Below are 18,427 nucleotides of genomic sequence, written 5' to 3' on the forward strand. Positions count from 1 at the left end.
TTTGCAAGGGGAGGAAGTCATGGACGCGAAACTGCTGGAGCGGATCACCCTCGAGCCCGGCAAGCGGGGCGGCAAACCTTGCCTCCGGGGAATGCGGATCACCGTTTATGACATTCTCGGTTGGCTCGCTTCGGGAATGTCGGCGGAGGAGATCCTCGCGGATTACCCTGAGCTGGAAGCGCTCGATGTGACTGCCTGCCTTGCTTTTGCCGCCGAACGCGAACAGCGCATCAGTCGGGTGGCAGCGTGAAGCTGCTGCTCGACCAGAATCTGTCGCGGCGTCTGCTGCCCGATCTCGAGCACTTCTTCCCGGGCTCTTCACAAGTGCAATTGCTTGGACTCGAGCGCGCGAGTGATCTCGCGTTATGGGAATTTGCGAAAGAAAACGGCTACACGATTGTGACGAAGGACGTGGATTTTCTCGAGCTCATGCTGTTGCGCGGATTTCCGCCGAAAATCGTATGGTTGAACTGTGGCAATGTATCCAGTGCTGCGGTTCGCGAACGGCTGATTACGCGGAGCGGTGAGATCCGCGAATTCCTTGCGTCGACAGAAGAAGGCGTGCTGGAACTTGAGTAAACCGGTCGAGGATTCCTTGCTCGCGCCGGAAGACCGGAAACTCGTCGACGGCGTGCTCGCCGGACAGCTGCGCCCGCTGGCGAAGACGATCACGCTGATCGAGTCGTCGCGCGAGGACCACCAGGCGCGCGCGCACAAGGTCATGGAGGCGCTGTTGCCGGCGAGCGGCAATGCGCTGCGCGTCGGCATATCCGGCGTGCCGGGCGTCGGCAAGTCGACGTTCATCGAGGCGCTCGGGCTGTACCTGATCGAACAGGGGCATCGCGTCGCGGTGCTCGCGGTCGATCCGTCGTCGTCGGTGACCGGCGGTTCGATCCTCGGCGATAAGACGCGCATGGAGATGCTGTCGCAGCGCACCGAAGCGTATATCCGGCCCAGTCCGTCGGCCGGTTCGCTCGGCGGCGTTGCCGCGCGGACGCGCGAGACGATGCTCGTGTGCGAGGCGGCGGGCTTCGACGTGATCATCGTCGAGACGGTCGGCGTCGGCCAGTCGGAGACTGCAGTCGCCGGCATGACCGACATCTTCTGCCTGCTGCAGCTGCCGAATGCCGGCGACGACCTGCAGGCGATCAAGAAGGGGATCATGGAGATCGCCGACCTGATCGTCATCAACAAGGCCGACATCGATGCGCGCGCGGCGCAGCTCGCGAAATCCCAGATGAAGAGTGCGCTGATGATGTTCCGCCACGCGTCGCCGAACTGGACGCCGCCGGTGCTGACGCTGTCGGCGCTGCAGAAGGACAGCGTCGCCGGGTTCTGGGACGAAGTGAAGCGCTACCGGGACACGCTGAGGCCGACCGGAGAGTTCGACGCGAAGCGCCGCCATCAGGCGCTCGCGTGGATGTGGGAAATGATCGACAGCGGCCTGCGCAGTCGCTTTCGCAGCCACCCGCAGGTGAAGCACGAATTGCCCGGGATTGCGCGCGCGGTCGAAGAGGGCGCGACGACGCCGTCCGCTGCCGCGATGCGCCTGCTCGGCTATCTGGAAAAACCGTCACAGTAGCGCGGAAAACGAAATTTCGGCGCCGCCAAAAAGCGAAGCACAAGGAGGTTTTCAATGCACGACATCATCCGCCAGCTGCAGGAAAAGCGGGAGGCAGCCCGTCTGGGCGGCGGCCAGCGGCGCATCGACGCCCAGCATGCGAAAGGCAAGCTCACCGCGCGCGAGCGCATCGAACTGCTGCTCGACGAGGACAGCTTCGAAGAGTGGGACATGTACAAGGAGCACCGCTGCACCGACTTCGGCATGGCCGAGGAGACGGTGCCGGGCGATGGGGTCGTGACCGGTTACGGCACGGTCAATGGCCGGCTGGTGTTCGTGTTCTCGCAGGACTTCACCGTGTTCGGCGGGTCGCTGTCGGAGACGCACGCGCAGAAGATCTGCAAGATCATGGACCACGCAATGAAAGTGGGCGCGCCGGTGATCGGGCTCAACGACTCGGGCGGTGCGCGCATCCAGGAAGGTGTCGATTCGCTCGGCGGCTACGCCGACGTGTTCCAGCGCAACGTCATGGCGTCGGGCGTCGTGCCGCAGATCTCGCTGATCATGGGCCCGTGCGCCGGCGGCGCGGTGTACTCGCCGTCGATGACCGACTTCATTTTCATGGTCAAGGACTCGTCGTACATGTTCGTGACCGGTCCTGAAGTCGTGAAGACCGTCACGCACGAGGAAGTCACTGCCGAGGAGCTCGGCGGCGCGGTCACGCACACGACGAAGTCGGGCGTCGCCGACCTCGCGTTCGAGGACGACGTCGAGGCGCTCGCGATGTTGCGCCGCTTCATCGACTTCCTGCCGCTGTCGAACCGCGAGAAGCCGCCGGTCAAGCCGACCGCGGATCCCGCCGACCGCATGGACGAGTCACTCGACACGCTGGTGCCGGCAAACGCGAACCAGCCGTACGACATGAAGGAGCTGATCGCGAAGATCGTCGATGAAGGCGACTTCTTCGAGCTGCAGCCGGACTACGCGAAGAACATCCTGATCGGCTTCGGCCGCATGGAAGGCCAGACGGTCGGCATCGTCGCGAACCAGCCGCTGGTGCTCGCCGGCTGCCTCGACATCAAGAGCTCGATCAAGGCCGCGCGCTTCGTGCGCTTTTGCGACGCGTTCAACATCCCGGTCGTGACGTTCGTCGACGTTCCCGGGTTCATGCCCGGCACCAGCCAGGAGTATGGCGGCATCATCAAGCACGGCGCGAAGCTGCTGTACGCGTACGCCGAATGCACCGTGCCGAAGATCACCGTCATCACGCGCAAGGCCTACGGCGGCGCGTACGACGTCATGAGCTCGAAACACCTGCGCGGCGACGTGAACCTCGCGTGGCCGACCGCCGAGATCGCGGTGATGGGACCGAAAGGTGCGGTCGAGATCATCTTCCGCGAGGAAAAGAACGACCCGGCGAAAATCTCCGCGCGCGAAGCCGAGTACAAGGAAAAGTTCGCGAACCCGTTCGTCGCGGCCCATCGCGGCTTCATCGACGACGTCATCATGCCGCACAACACGCGCAAGCGGATCTGCCGCTCGCTGGCGATGCTGCGCGACAAGCAGCTCGACAACCCGTGGCGCAAGCACGGCAACATCCCGCTCTGACCGTTCATCGCTCTGAATTGAGGTAAGAAATGTTCAAGAAGATTCTGATCGCGAACCGGGGAGAGATCGCCTGCCGCGTCATCAAGACCGCCCGCAAGATGGGCATCACGACCGTCGCCGTGTATTCCGAGGCCGACCGCGACGCGCTGTTCGTCGACATGGCCGACGAAGGCGTGTGCATCGGGCCGGCGGCGTCTAAAGAGTCGTATCTGGTCATCGACAAGATCATCGCCGCGTGCAAGCAGACGGGTGCCGAAGCGGTACATCCGGGCTACGGCTTCCTGTCCGAGAACGCCGAGTTCTCGCGCCGGCTCGAGGAAGAAGGCATCGTCTTCATCGGACCGAAGCACTACTCGGTCGGCCAGATGGGCGACAAGATCGCGTCGAAGAAGCTCGCCAAGGAAGCCAAGGTCAATACGATTCCGGGCTACGCCGACGCGATCGACACGGCAGAACAGGCGGTCGAGATCGCCAAGGGCATCGGCTACCCGGTGATGATCAAGGCTTCGGCCGGCGGCGGCGGCAAAGGTCTGCGCGTCGCGTTCAACGACCAGGAGTGCTTCGAAGGCTTCACGTCGTGCCGCAACGAAGCGAAGACCGCGTTCGGCGACGACCGCATCCTGATCGAGAAGTACGTGCTCGAGCCGCGCCATATCGAGATCCAGGTGCTCGGCGATGCGCACGGCAACGTCGTGTACCTGCACGAGCGCGAGTGCTCGATCCAGCGCCGTCACCAGAAAGTCATCGAAGAGGCGCCGAGCCCGTTCCTCGATGCGGCGACGCGCAAGGCGATGGGCGAGCAGGCGGTCGCGCTCGCGAAGGCGGTGCAGTACCAGTCGGCCGGCACGGTCGAGTTCGTCGTCGGCGCCGACAAGTCGTTCTACTTCCTCGAGATGAACACCCGGCTGCAGGTCGAGCACCCGGTCACCGAGATGATCACGGGGCTCGATCTCGTCGAGCAGATGATTCGCGTCGCGGCCGGCGAGAAGCTCGCGTTCCGCCAGGAAGACATCCAGCTCAACGGCTGGTCGATGGAGTGCCGCATCAATGCCGAAGACCCGTTCCGCGGCTTCCTGCCGTCGACCGGGCGGCTCGTGAAATTCCAGCCGCCTGCTTCCGTCGACGGCCAGGTGCGCGTCGATACCGGCGTGTACGAAGGCGGCGAGATCTCGATGTTCTACGACTCGATGATCGCGAAGCTGATCACGCACGGCGCGAACCGCGACCAGGCGATCGAGCGGATGCGCGATGCGCTCAACGCGTTCGTGATCCGCGGCATCAGTTCGAACATCCCGTTCCAGGCCGCGCTGATGCAGCATCCGCGCTTCGTTTCGGGCCACTTCAACACCGGGTTCATCGCCGAGGAGTACCCGAAGGGCTTTGATGCTTCGATGGTGCCGCACGATGACCCGACGCTGTTCATCGCGGCCGCCGCCGCGCTGCACCGCCGTTTCGAGGACCGCGATGCGCAGATCTCCGGCCAGATGCCCGGCCACGAGCGGATCGTCAGCGACAAATACACGGTGATGCGCGGTGACGAACGCAGCCTCGTGACGGTCGTGCCGGCTGCCGGTGGCTACGACGTGAAGCTCGCCGGCGAGACGTTCGCGGTGCGCACCGACTGGAAGTTCGGCGACGCACTGATGAACGGCACGCTCAACGGCAAGCCGTTCACGATCCAGGTCGCCCGCACCGGCCTGCGCTATCGCCTGTCGCACAACGGCACGCAGGCGGTGCTGCTGGTCATGAGCGCACGGTGGGCCGAACTGCAGGCGCTGATGCCGACCAAAGTGCCGCCCGACCTGTCGCGCTTCCTGCTGTCGCCGATGCCGGGGCTGCTGCGCGAGATCGCGGTGCGCGAAGGTCAGGAGGTCAAGGCGGGCGAGAAGCTTGCGGTCATCGAGGCGATGAAGATGGAGAACGTCCTCAAGGCCGAGCAGGACGGCAAGGTGAAGAAGATCGTCGCCACGGCCGGCGCCAGCCTCGCGGTGGACGAGGTGATCGTCGAGTTCGAGTAACGCCGGTTCCGCTGCGATAACCCGGCCGCGCTCATTGTGCGCAGCCGATCCGGAAAAAGGGCTCATCAAGGTGAGCCCTTTTTTCTTGATTTTGTTTCGGTATCCCGGCGACACCCTTCCCCGGCGGGATCAGAATCGATGCGGCCGGTGATCCGGGGCGATCCCTTGCGGCGCACAGCCGAGGCGTCCACGGCAGCCTCTCAATATTTGCCCAAATATAAATTGTGAGATAGTATGGCTGCGCTTCACGAACGCCCGCTGCGTGCCGGCGTTCGTTCCTGAACGGCAGCGGGTCGCTCACTTCTTCGCGACGTCCTGTACCGCCGCCACAAGACCAACGTTCGACGGACCGTGCATCACCCTCGATCGCCTTCGCGCGGGGGCTGCGCGTGCCGATACGGAACGAGATCAGGAGACATCCATGACGGCTCAAGTCCAGTCCCTTACCCGCCCGATCACTTTCAACACCGCGCGCTTCGACCCGGTGCCGTTCAAGGTCTACACGCAGCGCGACCTCGACCAGATTGCGCCGCTGGCGAAACTGTCCGACGCGCAGCGCTTCGAGATGAAAGTCGTGTCGTCGGTGCTGCCGTTTCGCGTCAACCAGTACGTCATCGACGAACTGATCGACTGGGACAACATTCCCGCCGATCCGATGTTCCAGCTGACGTTCCCGCAGCGCGGCATGCTCGCGCCGGAACATTTCGACCGCATCGCGACGTTGCTCCGGCACGGCGCGGACAAGAAGGATGTCGACACAGCCATCGACGCGGTGCGCCACGAGCTGAACCCGCATCCGGCCGACCAGATGGAAATGAACATGCCGCGCGACGAGCACGGCAACCGCCTCGAGGGCATTCAGCACAAGTACCGCGAGACAGTGCTGTACTTCCCGAGCCAGGGCCAGACCTGCCACAGCTATTGCACGTTCTGCTTCCGCTGGGCGCAGTTCGTCGGCGACAAGGAGCTGCGCATCGCGTCGTCCGAAGCCGAGACGCTGCACGCCTATCTGCGCCACCATCGCGAAGTCACCGACCTCTTGTTCACCGGCGGCGACCCGATGGTGATGAAAACGCGCCACCTGCGGGACTACCTCGAGCCGCTGCTCGAGCCGGAATTCGAGCACATCCAGACGATCCGCGTCGGCACCAAGGCGCTGACGTTCTGGCCGCACCGCTTCCTCGGCGCCGATGACGCCGACGAGCTGATCGCACTGCTCGAACGCCTCACCGAGGCGGGCAAGCACGTCGCGCTGATGACGCATTTCAACCACTGGAAGGAACTCGACACCGAGGCGACGCAGGCCGCGGTGCGGCGGCTGCGCAAGGCCGGTGTCGTGATCCGCGGGCAGGGACCGCTGATCGCCCACATCAACGACGATCCCGACGTGTGGGCGCGGATGTGGAAGACGCAGGTGCGGCTCGGCATCGTGCCGTACTACATGTTCGTCGAGCGCGACACCGGCGCGCGCAACTACTTCGAAGTGCCGCTCGTGCGCGCGTGGGAGATCTACCGCGACGCGATGCAGCAGGTATCGGGCTTGGGGCGCACGGCGCGCGGCCCGAGCATGAGCGCGAGCCCCGGCAAGGTCGAGGTCCAGGGCGTGACGGAAGTCGCCGGCGAGAAAGTTTTCGTGCTGCGCTTCATCCAGGGACGCAATCCGGACTGGGTGCAGCGGCCGTTCTTCGCGAAGTTCGATCCGCAGGCGACGTGGTTCGACCACCTGAAGCCGGCGTTCGGCGACGAAAAATGGTTCTGGGAGGACGAGTACGAAGCGATCCGCGATGACAAGCTGTCGATCGAAAGCTGAACAACGCGCGTGCGCCGGCGGCTGTCCCGGACGCGACGCCGGCGGGCGCCGCGTTTGCTCCACAGTGACGAGCCGGCGTCGATGCGGTCCGCGTTTCAGCAAGCCGCCGCTCGCCGACGTGTAATATCCGCAGCGGACGTCCACACACGGAGGCGGATCATGCGTATCGGCGGTCGTCGGGAAAGCGAGAACGTCGAGGACCGGCGCGGCTCGCACTTCAGGCTCGGAGGGGGTGGCAAGATCGGCATCGGCACGATCGTGCTCGCGCTCGTCGCGATGTATTTCGGCATCGACCCGAGCGTCGTGTTCGACACCGCGAGCGTCCAGTCGCCATCGCCGGCCACGCAGTCCACCTCGCCACGCTCGGCTGCGGAAGATGAACTGGCCCGCTTCGCCTCGCAGGTGCTCGCCGATACCGAGGACACGTGGGAGCCGATTTTCGCGTCCGCCGGCGGCCAGTACCGGGAGCCGCGCATGGTGCTGTTCACCGGCGCGACGCGCAGCGCGTGCGGCGTCGGGCAGGCGGAGATGGGACCGTTCTACTGTCCGGCCGACGAGAAAGTCTACCTCGACCTGTCCTTCTTCGACGACTTGCAGAACCGCTTCCGCGCGCCCGGCGATTTTGCCCAGGCGTACGTGATCGCGCACGAAGTCGGCCATCACGTGCAGAACCTGCTCGGCATCTCCGAAAAGGTTCAGCAGGCGCGCGAGCGGCTGCCGGCGCGCGAGGCGAATGCGCTGTCGGTCCGCGTCGAACTGCAGGCCGACTGCCTCGCGGGCGTGTGGGGCCATCACGCCGACCGTACGCGCCAGCTGCTCGAAGCGGGCGACGTCGAGGAGGCGCTCGGCGCGGCCTCTGCGATTGGCGACGACCGGCTGCAGAAACAGGTGCAGGGCCAGGTCGTTCCGGACAGCTTCACGCACGGCAGCTCGGCCCAGCGCGCGCGCTGGTTCCGCCTCGGCCTCGAGCGCGGTGACCTGCGCGCGTGCGACACGTTCAGCCCGGGCGCGCTCTGAACGCCCTCCTCGGCGGCCGTCGGTAGCTGCCGGTTATCCCGCGAGGCGCGCGAACGCGTCGACGACTTCCGGCGGCGCCTGCACCAGTTCGACGAGGACGCCTTCGCCGCCGATCGGGAATTCGTCGTTGCCTTTCGGATGCAGGAAAGTGATGTCGAAGCCGGCCGCGCCACGGCGAATGCCTCCGGGCGCGAAGCGCACACCTTGCGCAGTCAGCCATTCGACCGCGACCGGCAGGTCATCGACCCACAGGCCGACGTGGTTCAGCGGCGTCGCGTGCACCGCGGGCTTTTTTTCGGCGTCGAGCGGCTGCATCAGGTCGACTTCGACCTTGAACGGCCCTTTGCCCATCGCGCAGATGTCTTCGTCGACGTTCTCGCGCTCGCTGACGAAGTTGCCGGTGACTTCCAGCCCGAGCATGTCCACCCACAACGTCTTGAGCCGCTCCTTGCTCGGGCCGCCGATGGCGATCTGCTGGATGCCGAGGATCCTGAACGGGCGGTGCGACATTTGGGTAATCTCCTGAATTCTGCGGGGAAGGGAAACCAAGGGCGGAATTGTAGCGAACGGATGAACGTGGTGCATGGCCCCCGGTGCCGGGCTGTCCGGTCCCGCACCGCGTCCGGCCTCCCAGGTCACGGCGGGGACTCGCTCGTCGCGCGCCGCAGCCGCAGCGACTCCCCGCGTTCGACGAGATAGCGCGCGGGCGGCTTGCCGAGCACTTTCTTGAACATCGTGATGAAGGCGCTGACGGATTCGTAGCCGAGATCCTGCGCGACCACCTGCACCGTCATCCCTGCCGACAGGCGCTGCAGCGCGATGACGATGTGCAGCTGCTGGCGCCAGCGGCCGAAAGTCATGCCGGTTTCGCCGACGATCAGGCGCGCCAGCGTGCGCTCGCCGATCGATACGCGCCGCGCCCATTCGGCCATCGTGCTGCGGTCGGACGGATCGTTCATCAGCGCGTCGGCGATGCGGCGCAGGCGCGGCTCGGCCGTGATCGGCAAATGGAGCTGTTCGGCCGGCATCTGCACGAGCTCGTCGAGCAGCACCGCGACGAGGCGCCCGGTCGGCCCGTCGATGGAATAGCTCTGCGGCAGTTCGACGAGGCGCAGGATCAGCTCGCGCAGCAGCGGGCTCACCGACAGCGTGCAGCAGCTCGCCGGCAGCGCCGCCGCGTCGGGCTCGACGAACAGCAGGCAGATGCGGCCATTCAGCGATACCCGGTTGGTGTGCGGCATGCCGCCCGGGATCCACACTGCGCCGTGCGGCGGCACGATCCACAGGCCGGAAGGCACTTCGCACGTCACCGAGCCGCGCGCCGCCAGGACGAGCTGCCCTTTGCGGTGCCGGTGCACCGGCAGCTCGCGGCTGTTGTCGCGGATGTCGACGGTCAGCGCCACGGCCGGGCTGTACAGCTCGTCGGGATCGAAGCGCGCCAGGCTGTCAAGAAGGTCGGACATGAAGGGAAAGCTTGTGTGCAGGCAGAATCAAGATATTAACCGTCAAGATATCGAGATTCAGATAAGCGCCCACCCTCTAGAATCGAATCCATCTCCCCTTCTTCCACGGTGGATTCGCATGAAGCCGCACGCCTCCGTCACGCCGCCCGCCGCTCAGGGCCTCCTCATCGTCGGCATCCTGCTGATTGCCGCGAACCTGCGCGCCCCGGTCACCGGCGTCGGCCCGGTGCTTGCCGACATCCAGCACAGCTTCGGCTTCAACGCCACGCAGGCCGGCGTGCTGGCGACGCTGCCGCTGCTCGCGTTCGCGCTCGTCTCGCCGCTCGCCGCCGGCCTCGCGCGCCGGCACGGGCTCGAACGCACGCTGTTCGCGGCGCTGCTGCTGCTGACGACCGGCATCCTCGTGCGTTCGTCGGGCACCGCGTGGGGGCTGTTTGGCGGCACGGTGATACTGGGCAGCGCGATCGCGGTCTGCAATGTCCTGCTGCCGAGCCTCTTGAAGCGGGACTTCGCCGCGAAAGTCTCGACGATGACGTCACTTTACGCGGTGACGATGAGCGTGAGCGCCGCCTTGTGTTCGGCGGTGATGATTCCGCTGACGGGAATGTCGTCGTCCGGATGGACTTTCGCGCTCGGCATCTGGGCCGTCCTTGCCGCGTTCAGCGCAGTGATGTGGCTGCCGCAGCTGCGCAGGGCGACGCGCCCGATGCAGCAGGCCGCCACGACTCCAGCGATCCCGATATGGCGCTCGCCGCTCGCGTGGCAGGTGACCGCTTTCATGGGGCTCAATTCGTTCGTCTACTACGTCGTCATCAGCTGGCTCCCGGCGATCCTGCAGCAAAACGGCTATTCCGCGGCGTCCGCCGGCTCGCTGCACGGGCTGCTGCAGCTCGCGACGGTGGTTCCCGGCGTGCTCGCGGTGCCGCTGATCCACCGCCTGACCGATCAGCGCGCCGCCGCGTTCCTGAGTGCGACCCTCGCCCTCGTCGGCCTCGTCGGCTTCATCGCGCTGCCGGGCTGGAGCGTCGTGTGGTGCATCTTCTATGGCTTCGGCAGCAGCGCCTGCCTGATCCTGGCGCTGACGTTCATGAGCCTGCGTGCAGGCAGCGTGCATCAGGCGGCAGCGCTGTCGGGCATGGCACAGGCCGTGGGTTACCTGCTCGCCGCAGTCGGCCCGACCCTCGTCGGCGCGCTCCATGACATCTTCGGCGGCTGGTCCGCCGCGCTGCTGCTGTGCGCGGCGATATCCGTAGTCCAGGCCGTGTTCGGCCTGTACGCCGGCCGCCCGACGCAGATCGGCGCGCTGTCACCGCTGCCGGTACCGCCGGTGCCGGAGTTGGCGGGGAGGCGGCGCTGACGGGCAGAGGTGGCCTGTGATGCGGAAGGAGACGCGGGAGCGGGTGAAAGTTGCCAGCGCCCTCGTCGTGCCGTCATTCCCATCGCACCTGTGCCGAAAAAAGATATCCGGCGCCGTACACCGTCTTGATCAGCTTCGGCTGCTGCGGGTCGTCGTCGAGTTTGCGGCGCAGGCGCGAGATGCGCACGTCGATGCTGCGGTCGAACGGGTCGACGTCGCGCTCGCCGAGCAACTGTTCGCGGCTCAGGATCTTGTTCGGCCGGCGCAGCAGCGCGAGCAGCAGCGCCGCCTCGGCCGCCGAAACGCTGACTTCGGGTTCGCCCGGACGGGACAGCGCGAGCCGGCCGGTATCGAAGCGCCAGTTTGCGAAGACCGCGACACTGCGTTCGTCCGCGCCCGGCGCGGGGGATGCGGCGCGCTGGTAGCGGCGCAGGATCGAGCGCACACGGGCGACGAGTTCGCGCGGTTCGAACGGCTTGACGAGGTAGTCGTCGGCGCCGAGTTCGAGGCCGAGGACGCGGTCGGTGACATCGTTGCGGCCGGTAAGGATCAGCACGGCGCACGGGCTGCCGTCCTGCAGTTCGCGCACCACCTGCATGCCGTCCATGTCCGGCAGGCCGAGGTCGACCACCACCAGGTCGGGGGAAGCTTTCCGCGCGCGGGCGAGCAGTTCGCGCCCGGTCGCGACGTGTTCGCTGCGGAAGCCGTAGTCGGCAAGTGCGCCGCAGATCAGGCGGGCGATATCCGCTTCGTCCTCGAGAACCAGGACAAGCGGCGGCGTGTTGTCGGTCATCGGGTGGGCAGGTCCTCGGTGGTTGCCGGAACATCCAGGATCGCGGCGAGGCTCGTCGCGAGCGTGTCCTGGTCGAAAGGCTTGCGCAGCACCGGCACGTCGAGCTGCGTCGTGCCGGCGAGCGCGTTGTCGCTGGCGTAGCCTGTGATCATCAGGATCGGCAGCCGCGGGCGCAGCGCGCGGGTACGTGCGACGAGTTCGCGGCCGCCGATCGCACCGGGCATCACGGTGTCGGTGACGAGGACCGCGATCTCCGGGACCGACTCGATCAGGCTCCACGCTTCGACGCCGTCGGCGGCCTCGATGACGGAGTGGCCGAGCGCGGTCAGTTGCAGCCGGATGATGCGGCGTACTTCGGGTTCGTCCTCGACGAGCAGCACCGGCCCGGCGTTCTGGCGCCCGCGCAGTGCCGGCGAGGCACCTTTGGCCGGCGCCGCCGGCGTCGGGGCGACGGTGCGTGGCAGCACGAACGTCACCGTCGTTCCCGAGCCGGGCGTGCTGCGGATGCGGATGTTGCCGCCCGACTGGCGCACGAAGCCATACACCATCGCCAGCCCGAGACCGCTGCCCTGGCCGAACGGTTTCGTTGTGAAGAACGGTTCGAACAGCCGCGGCAGCAGCTTCGCGTCGATGCCACAGCCGGTGTCGGTGACGTCGATCTGCACGTACTCCCCCGGGGGCAGCTCGATGAGCATTGCGAGGCTCTCCGGGATGTGGCGCTCGCCGATCGCGATCGTCAGCGAGCCGCCGTCCGGCATCGCATCGCGCGCGTTGAGCGCGAGGTTCAGCAGCGCGTTCTCGAGCTGGTGGGGGTCGACAAAAGCGTGCAGCGGCACTGGCGGCAGGCGCGTCTGCAAGCGGATGTTTTCGGTCAGCGAGCGTGACAGCAGGTGCGCCATGTTGAGCACCAGCACGCCGACCTCGACTGTGATCGGTTCAAGTCCCTGGCCGCGCGAGAAGGTCAGCAACCGCTTGATCAGTTCCGCGCCGCGCCGCGCCGCGTGCAGCGCCGGGTCGAGGTGCTCGACCGCAGCACCGCCCTGCGGCAGCTTCGATTTCAGCTCGGCCAGGTTGCCGATGATGATCGTCAGCAGGTTGTTGAAATCGTGCGCGAGACCACCGGTGAGCTGGCCGACGGCTTCCATCTTCTGCGCCTGCACGAGCGCCGCCTGGCTCGCTTTCTGTTCGGTGATGTCCGTCGACAGCACGAAATAGCCGACCACTTCGCCGTGCGCGGACATTTCGGGCACGATGACGCTGCGGGCATGCACGGTACGGCCGTTGTCGAGCTTGCGCGAATATTCGTAGCTGACGCGCTCGCCGCTCGCTGCAACCTTCAACTGCTCGACGACCAGCGGGTACAGCGCGGCGCCGAACACGCTCTCGATGCTGCGCCCGACGATCGCATCCTTGGTCAGGCCGAACCATTCGGCGTAGCCGCGGTTCGCGAAATGGTAGATTTCTTCGCGATCGACATACGCGATCAGCGCCGGGATCGAATCGATGATCAGCTTCAGCCGCTCCTCGGAGCGCCGCAGCGCGCCAGCGATTTCGTCGACTTCGGCATGCGCCTGCGCGAGCCGCACGTTCGCGCTCTCGAGCTCGGCCGTGCGGGCCTTGACGCGCGCCTCGAGTTCGGCGTTCTGCCGCTGGATGACGTCCTCGTAGCGGCGCTGTTCGGTGATGTCGGTCCACAGCGAGACGAAGCCGAGATTCGGGATCGGCACGCCGCGGATCGCGAGGATTTTGCCGTTCGGCCGTGCGCGCTCCGCGTAGTGCGGCAGGAACGCCCGCGCTGCGGCCATGCGCTCGGCGACGAGCTGGTCGACATCGCCTTCGCCGTATTCGCCGCGTTCGGCATTGAACCGCGCGAACTCCTCGAACGGCGTGCCGACGTGGACCATTTTCTCGGGAAAGTCGAGCAGCCGCAGCATCGCCTTGTTCCACGTCACGAGCTTCGGCGTCACGTCGAAGACGGCGATCGCCTGGTCGAGCAGGTCGAGGCCGGCGAGCAGCAGGTCGTAGCGGCGCAGCTCCTGCGACGACAGCTTCGGCGGCGAGCCGCCTTTCGCAGGCGGAGTCGGCGTGTTGCGCAACATCAGGCGTGCATCCTCCGGGAGTGAGTTTGGCGCTTGCCCATTCTAGTCATCTCCGCAGGCGAAGACGCGCCGACTACCTCACGGAACGCGGCGCAGGGCGCGGCGAGGCCGCAGCCTGGAAGTCCGCCCCCGCGCCCTGGTTCAGCAACTGCTTTCGAAACCGCTCCGGCGACATCCCGGTCCAGGCGACCACGGCACGATAGAACGCCGAGGGATCGGCGTAACCGAGTTCGGCGCCGATCTGCGCAATCGGCTGCGCTGTTTTCGTCAGCCGGGCGAGCGCGATGTCACGACGCAGCGCGTCCTTGATCGTGCGAAAGCTCGAGCCTTCCTCTTCGAGCCGGCGGTGCAGCGTGCGCGCTGACAGGTGCAGCCGGTCGGCGACGGCTTCGAGCGACAGGTTCTCGGGCAGCGCGTCGCGCAGCAGGTCGCGCACGCGATACACCATGTCGCGGTCGCGCCGGTACAGCATCGTGATCTTGCCGGGCGCACCGTCGAGGAAGGTGGCGAGCGCGGCGTCGTCGCGCCGCACCGGCAGGTCGAGCAGGTTGTCGCGCAGCCGCGCGACGAGCGTGCCGGCGTCGAAGAACGAATGTTCCGTATAGACCAGCGCGTAGTCGTCGGCGTGCGGGGGGCGAGGGTAGGGGAAATGCACCGAGTCGAGCGCGAGCTCGCGGCTGACGAGCCAGCACGAAACCGCGTGGATCAGCCGCAGCAGCCACTCGAATGCGAACACGCGAGCCGGGTCTCCGCGCCGGTCCGCAAGCCGGCGCGTCTCCGAAATGCGCAGCTCGGCCCGCTCGTCGCCGTCGCCGCGCCGCACGCTGACTGCCAGATCGGGCAGCACGATGCGCAGGAAGCGCGCCGCGCGATCGAGCGCGTCGCCGAGCGTCGCCGCGCCGAGCATGCCGCGGCACAGGAACTCGAAGCTGCCCGAGCGCATCGGCTGCGCGAACAGGCCGAAGCCCTCGTCGTCCATCTCGCGACCGATCAGGTTGTACAGCGCCGCGTAGCGGTCGATCGGAACGCGCGTGGCGGGGTCTGCAAGGTCGACGCCCGCTGCGGCGAGCAATGGCGCCGGATCGCGCCCTTGCCGGACCATTCCCGACAGCATCCCCGTAACAAAGCCGCGCGCAACCGTCGCACGACGGCTGCGAGTGGGACGCGGCAAGGCGGGGCGCGGCAAGACGGGGTCGAGCGCGCCAGCAGCGGAAGGGGTGGGCATCGTCGGGCTCGTGCAGCGCAAGGCGCGAGGTTGATTGGAAGGTTGGCGGATTTTGCACGATGGACGTCCGGCCGGGCAATGGCAATCGCTCGGCGGCCCTCCTAAGATGCAGGGCATCATCGGACATCACGTGGAAAACGACATGACCAACCTCAGCGAAGCCAAGAAGCTCGTCAACTACAAGCCGAAGAACAAGGTCCGTTTCGTGACCGCCGCGGCACTGTTCGACGGCCACGACGCGTCGATCAATATCATGCGCCGGATCCTCCAGTCGACCGGCTCCGAAGTGATCCACCTCGGCCACAACCGCTCGGTCGGCGAGATCGTCAACGCCGCGCTGCAGGAAGACGTGCAGGGCATCGCGATCACGTCGTACCAGGGCGGTCACGTCGAGTTCTTCAAGTACATGATCGACCTGTTGAAGGCCAACGGCGGCGAGAACATCAAGGTGTTCGGCGGCGGCGGCGGCGTGATCGTGCCGTCCGAGATTCGCGAGCTGCACGACTACGGCGTCACGCGCGTGTATTCGCCGGAAGACGGCGCGATGATGGGGTTGCAGGGCATGATCAACGACCTCGTCGAGAAGTCGGACTTCGACCTCACCGCGGTCGCGCCGCAGTCCGCTGAGGAAGTCGTCAAGCAGCTCACGACCGGCGAGCGCGCCGCGCGCCAGCGCGTGCTGTCGCGCGTAATCACCGCGCTCGAGAACGGCGCCTATGGCGACGACGTCAGGAAGGCGATCATCGACGCGGCGGCGAAAGTCAGGACGCCGGCGCTCGGCATCACCGGCACCGGCGGCGCGGGCAAGAGCTCGCTGACCGACGAACTCGTGCGCCGCTTCCGCCTCGACCAGAACGACAAGCTCAAGCTCGCGATCGTGTCGATCGACCCGTCGCGGAAGCGCACCGGCGGCGCGCTGCTCGGGGACCGCATCCGCATGAACGCGATCGAGCACGACAACATCTTCATGCGCTCACTCGCGACGCGCGACACGGGTTCGGAAATTTCGGCCGCGCTGCCCGAAGTCATCGCCGCGACGAAGCTCGTCGGCTTCGACCTCGTCATCGTCGAGACCTCCGGCATCGGCCAAGGCAATGCCGCGATCGTGCCGTACGTCGACCTGTCGCTGTACGTGATGACGCCGGAATTCGGCGCGGCGAGCCAGCTGGAGAAGATCGACATGCTCGACTTCGCCGACTTCGTCGCGATCAACAAGTTCGACCGCAAGGGCGCCGACGACGCGCTGCGCGACGTGAGGAAGCAGTATCAGAGGAACCGCGAGCTCTTCAGCCAGCCGACCGACGCGATGCCGGTCTTCGGCACGATGGCCGCGCGCTTCAACGACGACGGCGTGACCGCCCTGTACCAGGCGATGTTCCCGAAGCTCGTCGAGAAGGGCCTGAAGGCCAAGCCCGGCGTGCTGCCGATCGTGGCGACGAAGGCGTCCTCCCACGGCCGCGCGATCGTGCCGGCCGAGCGCACGCGGTATCTGGCCGAGATCGCCGACACCGTTCGCGACTACCACAAGCACATCGAGCAGCAGGCGCGCGTCGCCCGCGAGCGCCAGTCGCTGAAGATCGCGAAGGCGCTGTTCGAGCAGTGCGGCAAGGGCGCGGGTGCCCAGGTGACTTTCGATGAGCTGATCGGCTGGAAGGATGGCGAGCTGACGCCGACGGCGAAAAAGCTCCTCGAGATGTGGCCGAAGACGAAGGAGCTCTACGCCGCCGACGAATACGTCGTGAAGATCCGCGACAAGGAGATCCGCACCAAACTGACGTCCGAATCGCTGTCGGGCACCAAGATCCGCAAAGTCGCGCTGCCGAGCTTCGACGACGACGGCGAGTCGCTGAAGTTCCTGATGAAGGAAAACGTCCCCGGCTCGTTCCCCTACACCGCTGGCGTGTTCGCGTTCAAGCGCGAAGGCGAGGACCCGACGCGGATGTTCGCCGGTGAAGGCGACGCGTTCCGCACCAACCGCCGCTTCAAGAAAGTCTCCGAAGGCATGCCGGCGCACCGCCTGTCGACCGCGTTCGACTCGGTGACGCTGTATGGCTGCGACCCGGATTTGCGCCCGGACATCTACGGCAAGATCGGCAACTCCGGTGTGTCGATCGCGACGCTCGACGACATGAAAGTGCTGTACGACGGCTTCGACCTGTGCGCGCCGACGACGTCGGTGTCGATGACGATCAACGGGCCGGCGCCGATCATCCTCGCGTTCTTCTTCAACACCGCGCTCGACCAGCAGGTCGCGAAATTCCGCGCCGACAACGGCCGCGAGCCGACGGAGACCGAGTTCCAGAAGATCAAGGAGTGGACGCTGTCGTCGGTGCGCGGCACGGTGCAGGCCGACATCCTGAAGGAAGACCAGGGCCAGAACACCTGCATCTTCTCGACCGAGTTCGCGCTGAAGATGATGGGCGACATCCAGGAGTACTTCGTCCATCACCAGGTGCAGAACTTCTACTCGGTGTCGATCTCCGGCTACCACATTGCCGAAGCCGGCGCGAACCCGATCTCGCAGCTCGCCTTCACGCTGTCGAACGGCTTCACGTACGTCGAGTCGTATCTCGCGCGCGGCATGCACATCGACGACTTCGCGCCGAACCTGTCGTTCTTCTTCTCGAACGGCATGGATCCCGAGTACTCGGTGATCGGGCGCGTCGCGCGCCGCATCTGGGCCGTGGCGATGAAGAACAAGTACGGCGCGAACGAGCGCAGCCAGAAGCTCAAGTACCACGTGCAAACGTCCGGGCGCTCGCTGCACGCGCAGGAGATGGACTTCAACGACATCCGCACGACGCTGCAGGCGCTGATCGCGATCTACGACAATTGCAACTCGCTGCACACCAACGCGTACGACGAGGCGATCACGACGCCGACCGAGGAATCGGTGCGCCGCGCGATGGCGATCCAGCTGATCATCAACCGCGAATGGGGCTTGGCGAAGAACGAGAACCCGAACCAGGGTGCGTTCATCATCGAGGAACTCACCGACCTCGTCGAGGAAGCGGTGCTGCAGGAGTTCGAGGCGATCGCGTCGCGCGGCGGCGTGCTCGGCGCGATGGAGACCGGCTACCAGCGCGGCAAGATCCAGGAGGAGTCGCTGTACTACGAGCACAAGAAGCACGACGGCTCGTACCCGATCATCGGCGTGAATACTTTCCTGAACCCGAAGGGCAGCGCGCAGCCGGAAATCGAACTCGCGCGCTCGACCGAGGAAGAGAAGCAGGGGCAGTTGAAGCGCCTCGCCGACTTCCAGGCACGCAACGCCGCGGAAGCGCCGAAGTGGCTCGCGAGGCTGCGCCAGACCGTCATCGAGAACGGCAACGTGTTCGAAGTGCTCGTCGACGCGGTGCGCTACTGCTCGCTCGGCCAGATCACGTCGGCGCTGTACGAAGTCGGCGGGCAGTATCGGCGCAGCATGTAAGCGCGGGCCGTCGAGGCAGTCATGAAAACGGCGCCACACGGCGCCG

At 66.1% G+C, this 18,427-nt stretch carries 14 protein-coding genes; 9 read left to right on the top strand and 5 right to left on the bottom strand.

All coding sequences use genetic code 11. From position 1 onward, the window contains the following. The first annotated feature begins 19 nt into the window (after nucleotides 1-19). The 7 genes from GO608_RS05000 to ypfJ all read left to right on the top strand — a co-directional run bounded on the left by GO608_RS05000 (nucleotide 20) and on the right by ypfJ (nucleotide 8,014). The gene (locus tag GO608_RS05000; RefSeq protein ID WP_169197206.1) at nucleotides 20-250 is read left to right on the top strand and encodes a DUF433 domain-containing protein; all 231 of its coding nucleotides are present in this window, start codon (nucleotides 20-22) and stop codon (nucleotides 248-250) included. Continuing rightward, complete coding sequence (locus GO608_RS05005) at nucleotides 247-579, top strand: DUF5615 family PIN-like protein (protein ID WP_169197205.1); 333 nt, start codon at nucleotides 247-249, stop codon at nucleotides 577-579. The genes GO608_RS05000 and GO608_RS05005 overlap by 4 nt, the downstream gene beginning before the upstream one ends. Continuing rightward, nucleotides 572-1,582, top strand: a complete 1,011-nt coding sequence (gene meaB, locus GO608_RS05010; RefSeq protein ID WP_169197204.1) for a methylmalonyl Co-A mutase-associated GTPase MeaB — start codon at nucleotides 572-574, stop codon at nucleotides 1,580-1,582. The genes GO608_RS05005 and meaB overlap by 8 nt, the downstream gene beginning before the upstream one ends. A gap of 54 nt (nucleotides 1,583-1,636) precedes the next feature. Next, nucleotides 1,637-3,169, top strand: coding sequence for an acyl-CoA carboxylase subunit beta (locus GO608_RS05015; protein WP_169197203.1), 1,533 nt, complete (start codon nucleotides 1,637-1,639; stop codon nucleotides 3,167-3,169). A gap of 29 nt (nucleotides 3,170-3,198) precedes the next feature. Then, the gene (accC, locus tag GO608_RS05020) at nucleotides 3,199-5,187 is read left to right on the top strand and encodes an acetyl-CoA carboxylase biotin carboxylase subunit (RefSeq protein ID WP_169197202.1); all 1,989 of its coding nucleotides are present in this window, start codon (nucleotides 3,199-3,201) and stop codon (nucleotides 5,185-5,187) included. A 421-nt stretch (nucleotides 5,188-5,608) separates the two neighbouring features. Further along, nucleotides 5,609-6,997, top strand: coding sequence for a KamA family radical SAM protein (locus GO608_RS05025; protein WP_169197201.1), 1,389 nt, complete (start codon nucleotides 5,609-5,611; stop codon nucleotides 6,995-6,997). Nucleotides 6,998-7,156: 159 nt separating this feature from the next. Beyond that, nucleotides 7,157-8,014: a KPN_02809 family neutral zinc metallopeptidase gene (ypfJ, locus tag GO608_RS05030; RefSeq protein ID WP_169197200.1), complete on the top strand. Its 858-nt coding sequence runs from the start codon at nucleotides 7,157-7,159 to the stop codon at nucleotides 8,012-8,014. A 33-nt stretch (nucleotides 8,015-8,047) separates the two neighbouring features. Here the strand turns inward: ypfJ and GO608_RS05035 are convergent, their stop codons facing one another. Next, on the bottom strand, nucleotides 8,048-8,524 hold the full coding sequence (locus tag GO608_RS05035; protein ID WP_169197199.1) for a VOC family protein: 477 nt from the start codon (nucleotides 8,522-8,524) through the stop codon (nucleotides 8,048-8,050). Between the two features lie 125 nt (nucleotides 8,525-8,649). Next, on the bottom strand, nucleotides 8,650-9,477 hold the full coding sequence (locus tag GO608_RS05040; protein ID WP_169197198.1) for an AraC family transcriptional regulator: 828 nt from the start codon (nucleotides 9,475-9,477) through the stop codon (nucleotides 8,650-8,652). Between the two features lie 118 nt (nucleotides 9,478-9,595). Here GO608_RS05040 and GO608_RS05045 point away from each other — a divergent pair, with 118 nt between their 5' ends. Next, complete coding sequence (locus GO608_RS05045) at nucleotides 9,596-10,834, top strand: CynX/NimT family MFS transporter (protein WP_169197197.1); 1,239 nt, start codon at nucleotides 9,596-9,598, stop codon at nucleotides 10,832-10,834. 73 nt (nucleotides 10,835-10,907) lie between these two features. On the opposite strand, the gene GO608_RS05050 is transcribed toward GO608_RS05045, so the two are convergent. The 3 genes from GO608_RS05050 to GO608_RS05060 all read right to left on the bottom strand — a co-directional run bounded on the left by GO608_RS05050 (nucleotide 10,908) and on the right by GO608_RS05060 (nucleotide 14,840). After that, the gene (locus GO608_RS05050) at nucleotides 10,908-11,627 is read right to left on the bottom strand and encodes a response regulator transcription factor (protein WP_169197196.1); all 720 of its coding nucleotides are present in this window, start codon (nucleotides 11,625-11,627) and stop codon (nucleotides 10,908-10,910) included. After that, nucleotides 11,624-13,726 (bottom strand): PAS-domain containing protein, encoded by a 2,103-nt coding sequence (locus tag GO608_RS05055; RefSeq protein WP_169197195.1) that lies wholly within the window; start codon nucleotides 13,724-13,726, stop codon nucleotides 11,624-11,626. Before GO608_RS05055 ends, GO608_RS05050 begins: the two co-directional genes overlap by 4 nt. Nucleotides 13,727-13,799: 73 nt before the next feature. Next, complete coding sequence (locus GO608_RS05060) at nucleotides 13,800-14,840, bottom strand: AraC family transcriptional regulator (RefSeq protein WP_247002896.1); 1,041 nt, start codon at nucleotides 14,838-14,840, stop codon at nucleotides 13,800-13,802. Between the two features lie 253 nt (nucleotides 14,841-15,093). Between GO608_RS05060 and icmF the strand changes: the two genes are divergently transcribed. Next, complete coding sequence (icmF, locus tag GO608_RS05065) at nucleotides 15,094-18,381, top strand: fused isobutyryl-CoA mutase/GTPase IcmF (protein ID WP_169197194.1); 3,288 nt, start codon at nucleotides 15,094-15,096, stop codon at nucleotides 18,379-18,381. Nucleotides 18,382-18,427 lie beyond the last annotated feature (46 nt).

This window comes from Aromatoleum buckelii, assembly GCF_012910785.2.
GTDB lineage: Bacteria > Pseudomonadota > Gammaproteobacteria > Burkholderiales > Rhodocyclaceae > Aromatoleum > Aromatoleum buckelii.

Excerpts from the sequence above, each read along its gene's own strand:
- GO608_RS05000 (WP_169197206.1), top strand. The coding sequence starts at position 20 with ATGGACGCGAAACTGCTGGAGCGGATCACCCTCGAGCCCGGCAAGCGG.
- GO608_RS05015 (WP_169197203.1), top strand. The coding sequence starts at position 1,637 with ATGCACGACATCATCCGCCAGCTGCAGGAAAAGCGGGAGGCAGCCCGT.
- accC (WP_169197202.1), top strand. The coding sequence starts at position 3,199 with ATGTTCAAGAAGATTCTGATCGCGAACCGGGGAGAGATCGCCTGCCGC.
- GO608_RS05025 (WP_169197201.1), top strand. The coding sequence starts at position 5,609 with ATGACGGCTCAAGTCCAGTCCCTTACCCGCCCGATCACTTTCAACACC.
- ypfJ (WP_169197200.1), top strand. The coding sequence starts at position 7,157 with ATGCGTATCGGCGGTCGTCGGGAAAGCGAGAACGTCGAGGACCGGCGC.
- GO608_RS05035 (WP_169197199.1), bottom strand. The coding sequence starts at position 8,524 with ATGTCGCACCGCCCGTTCAGGATCCTCGGCATCCAGCAGATCGCCATC.
- GO608_RS05040 (WP_169197198.1), bottom strand. The coding sequence starts at position 9,477 with ATGTCCGACCTTCTTGACAGCCTGGCGCGCTTCGATCCCGACGAGCTG.
- GO608_RS05045 (WP_169197197.1), top strand. The coding sequence starts at position 9,596 with ATGAAGCCGCACGCCTCCGTCACGCCGCCCGCCGCTCAGGGCCTCCTC.
- GO608_RS05050 (WP_169197196.1), bottom strand. The coding sequence starts at position 11,627 with ATGACCGACAACACGCCGCCGCTTGTCCTGGTTCTCGAGGACGAAGCG.
- GO608_RS05055 (WP_169197195.1), bottom strand. The coding sequence starts at position 13,726 with ATGTTGCGCAACACGCCGACTCCGCCTGCGAAAGGCGGCTCGCCGCCG.
- GO608_RS05060 (WP_247002896.1), bottom strand. The coding sequence starts at position 14,840 with ATGCTGTCGGGAATGGTCCGGCAAGGGCGCGATCCGGCGCCATTGCTC.
- icmF (WP_169197194.1), top strand. The coding sequence starts at position 15,094 with ATGACCAACCTCAGCGAAGCCAAGAAGCTCGTCAACTACAAGCCGAAG.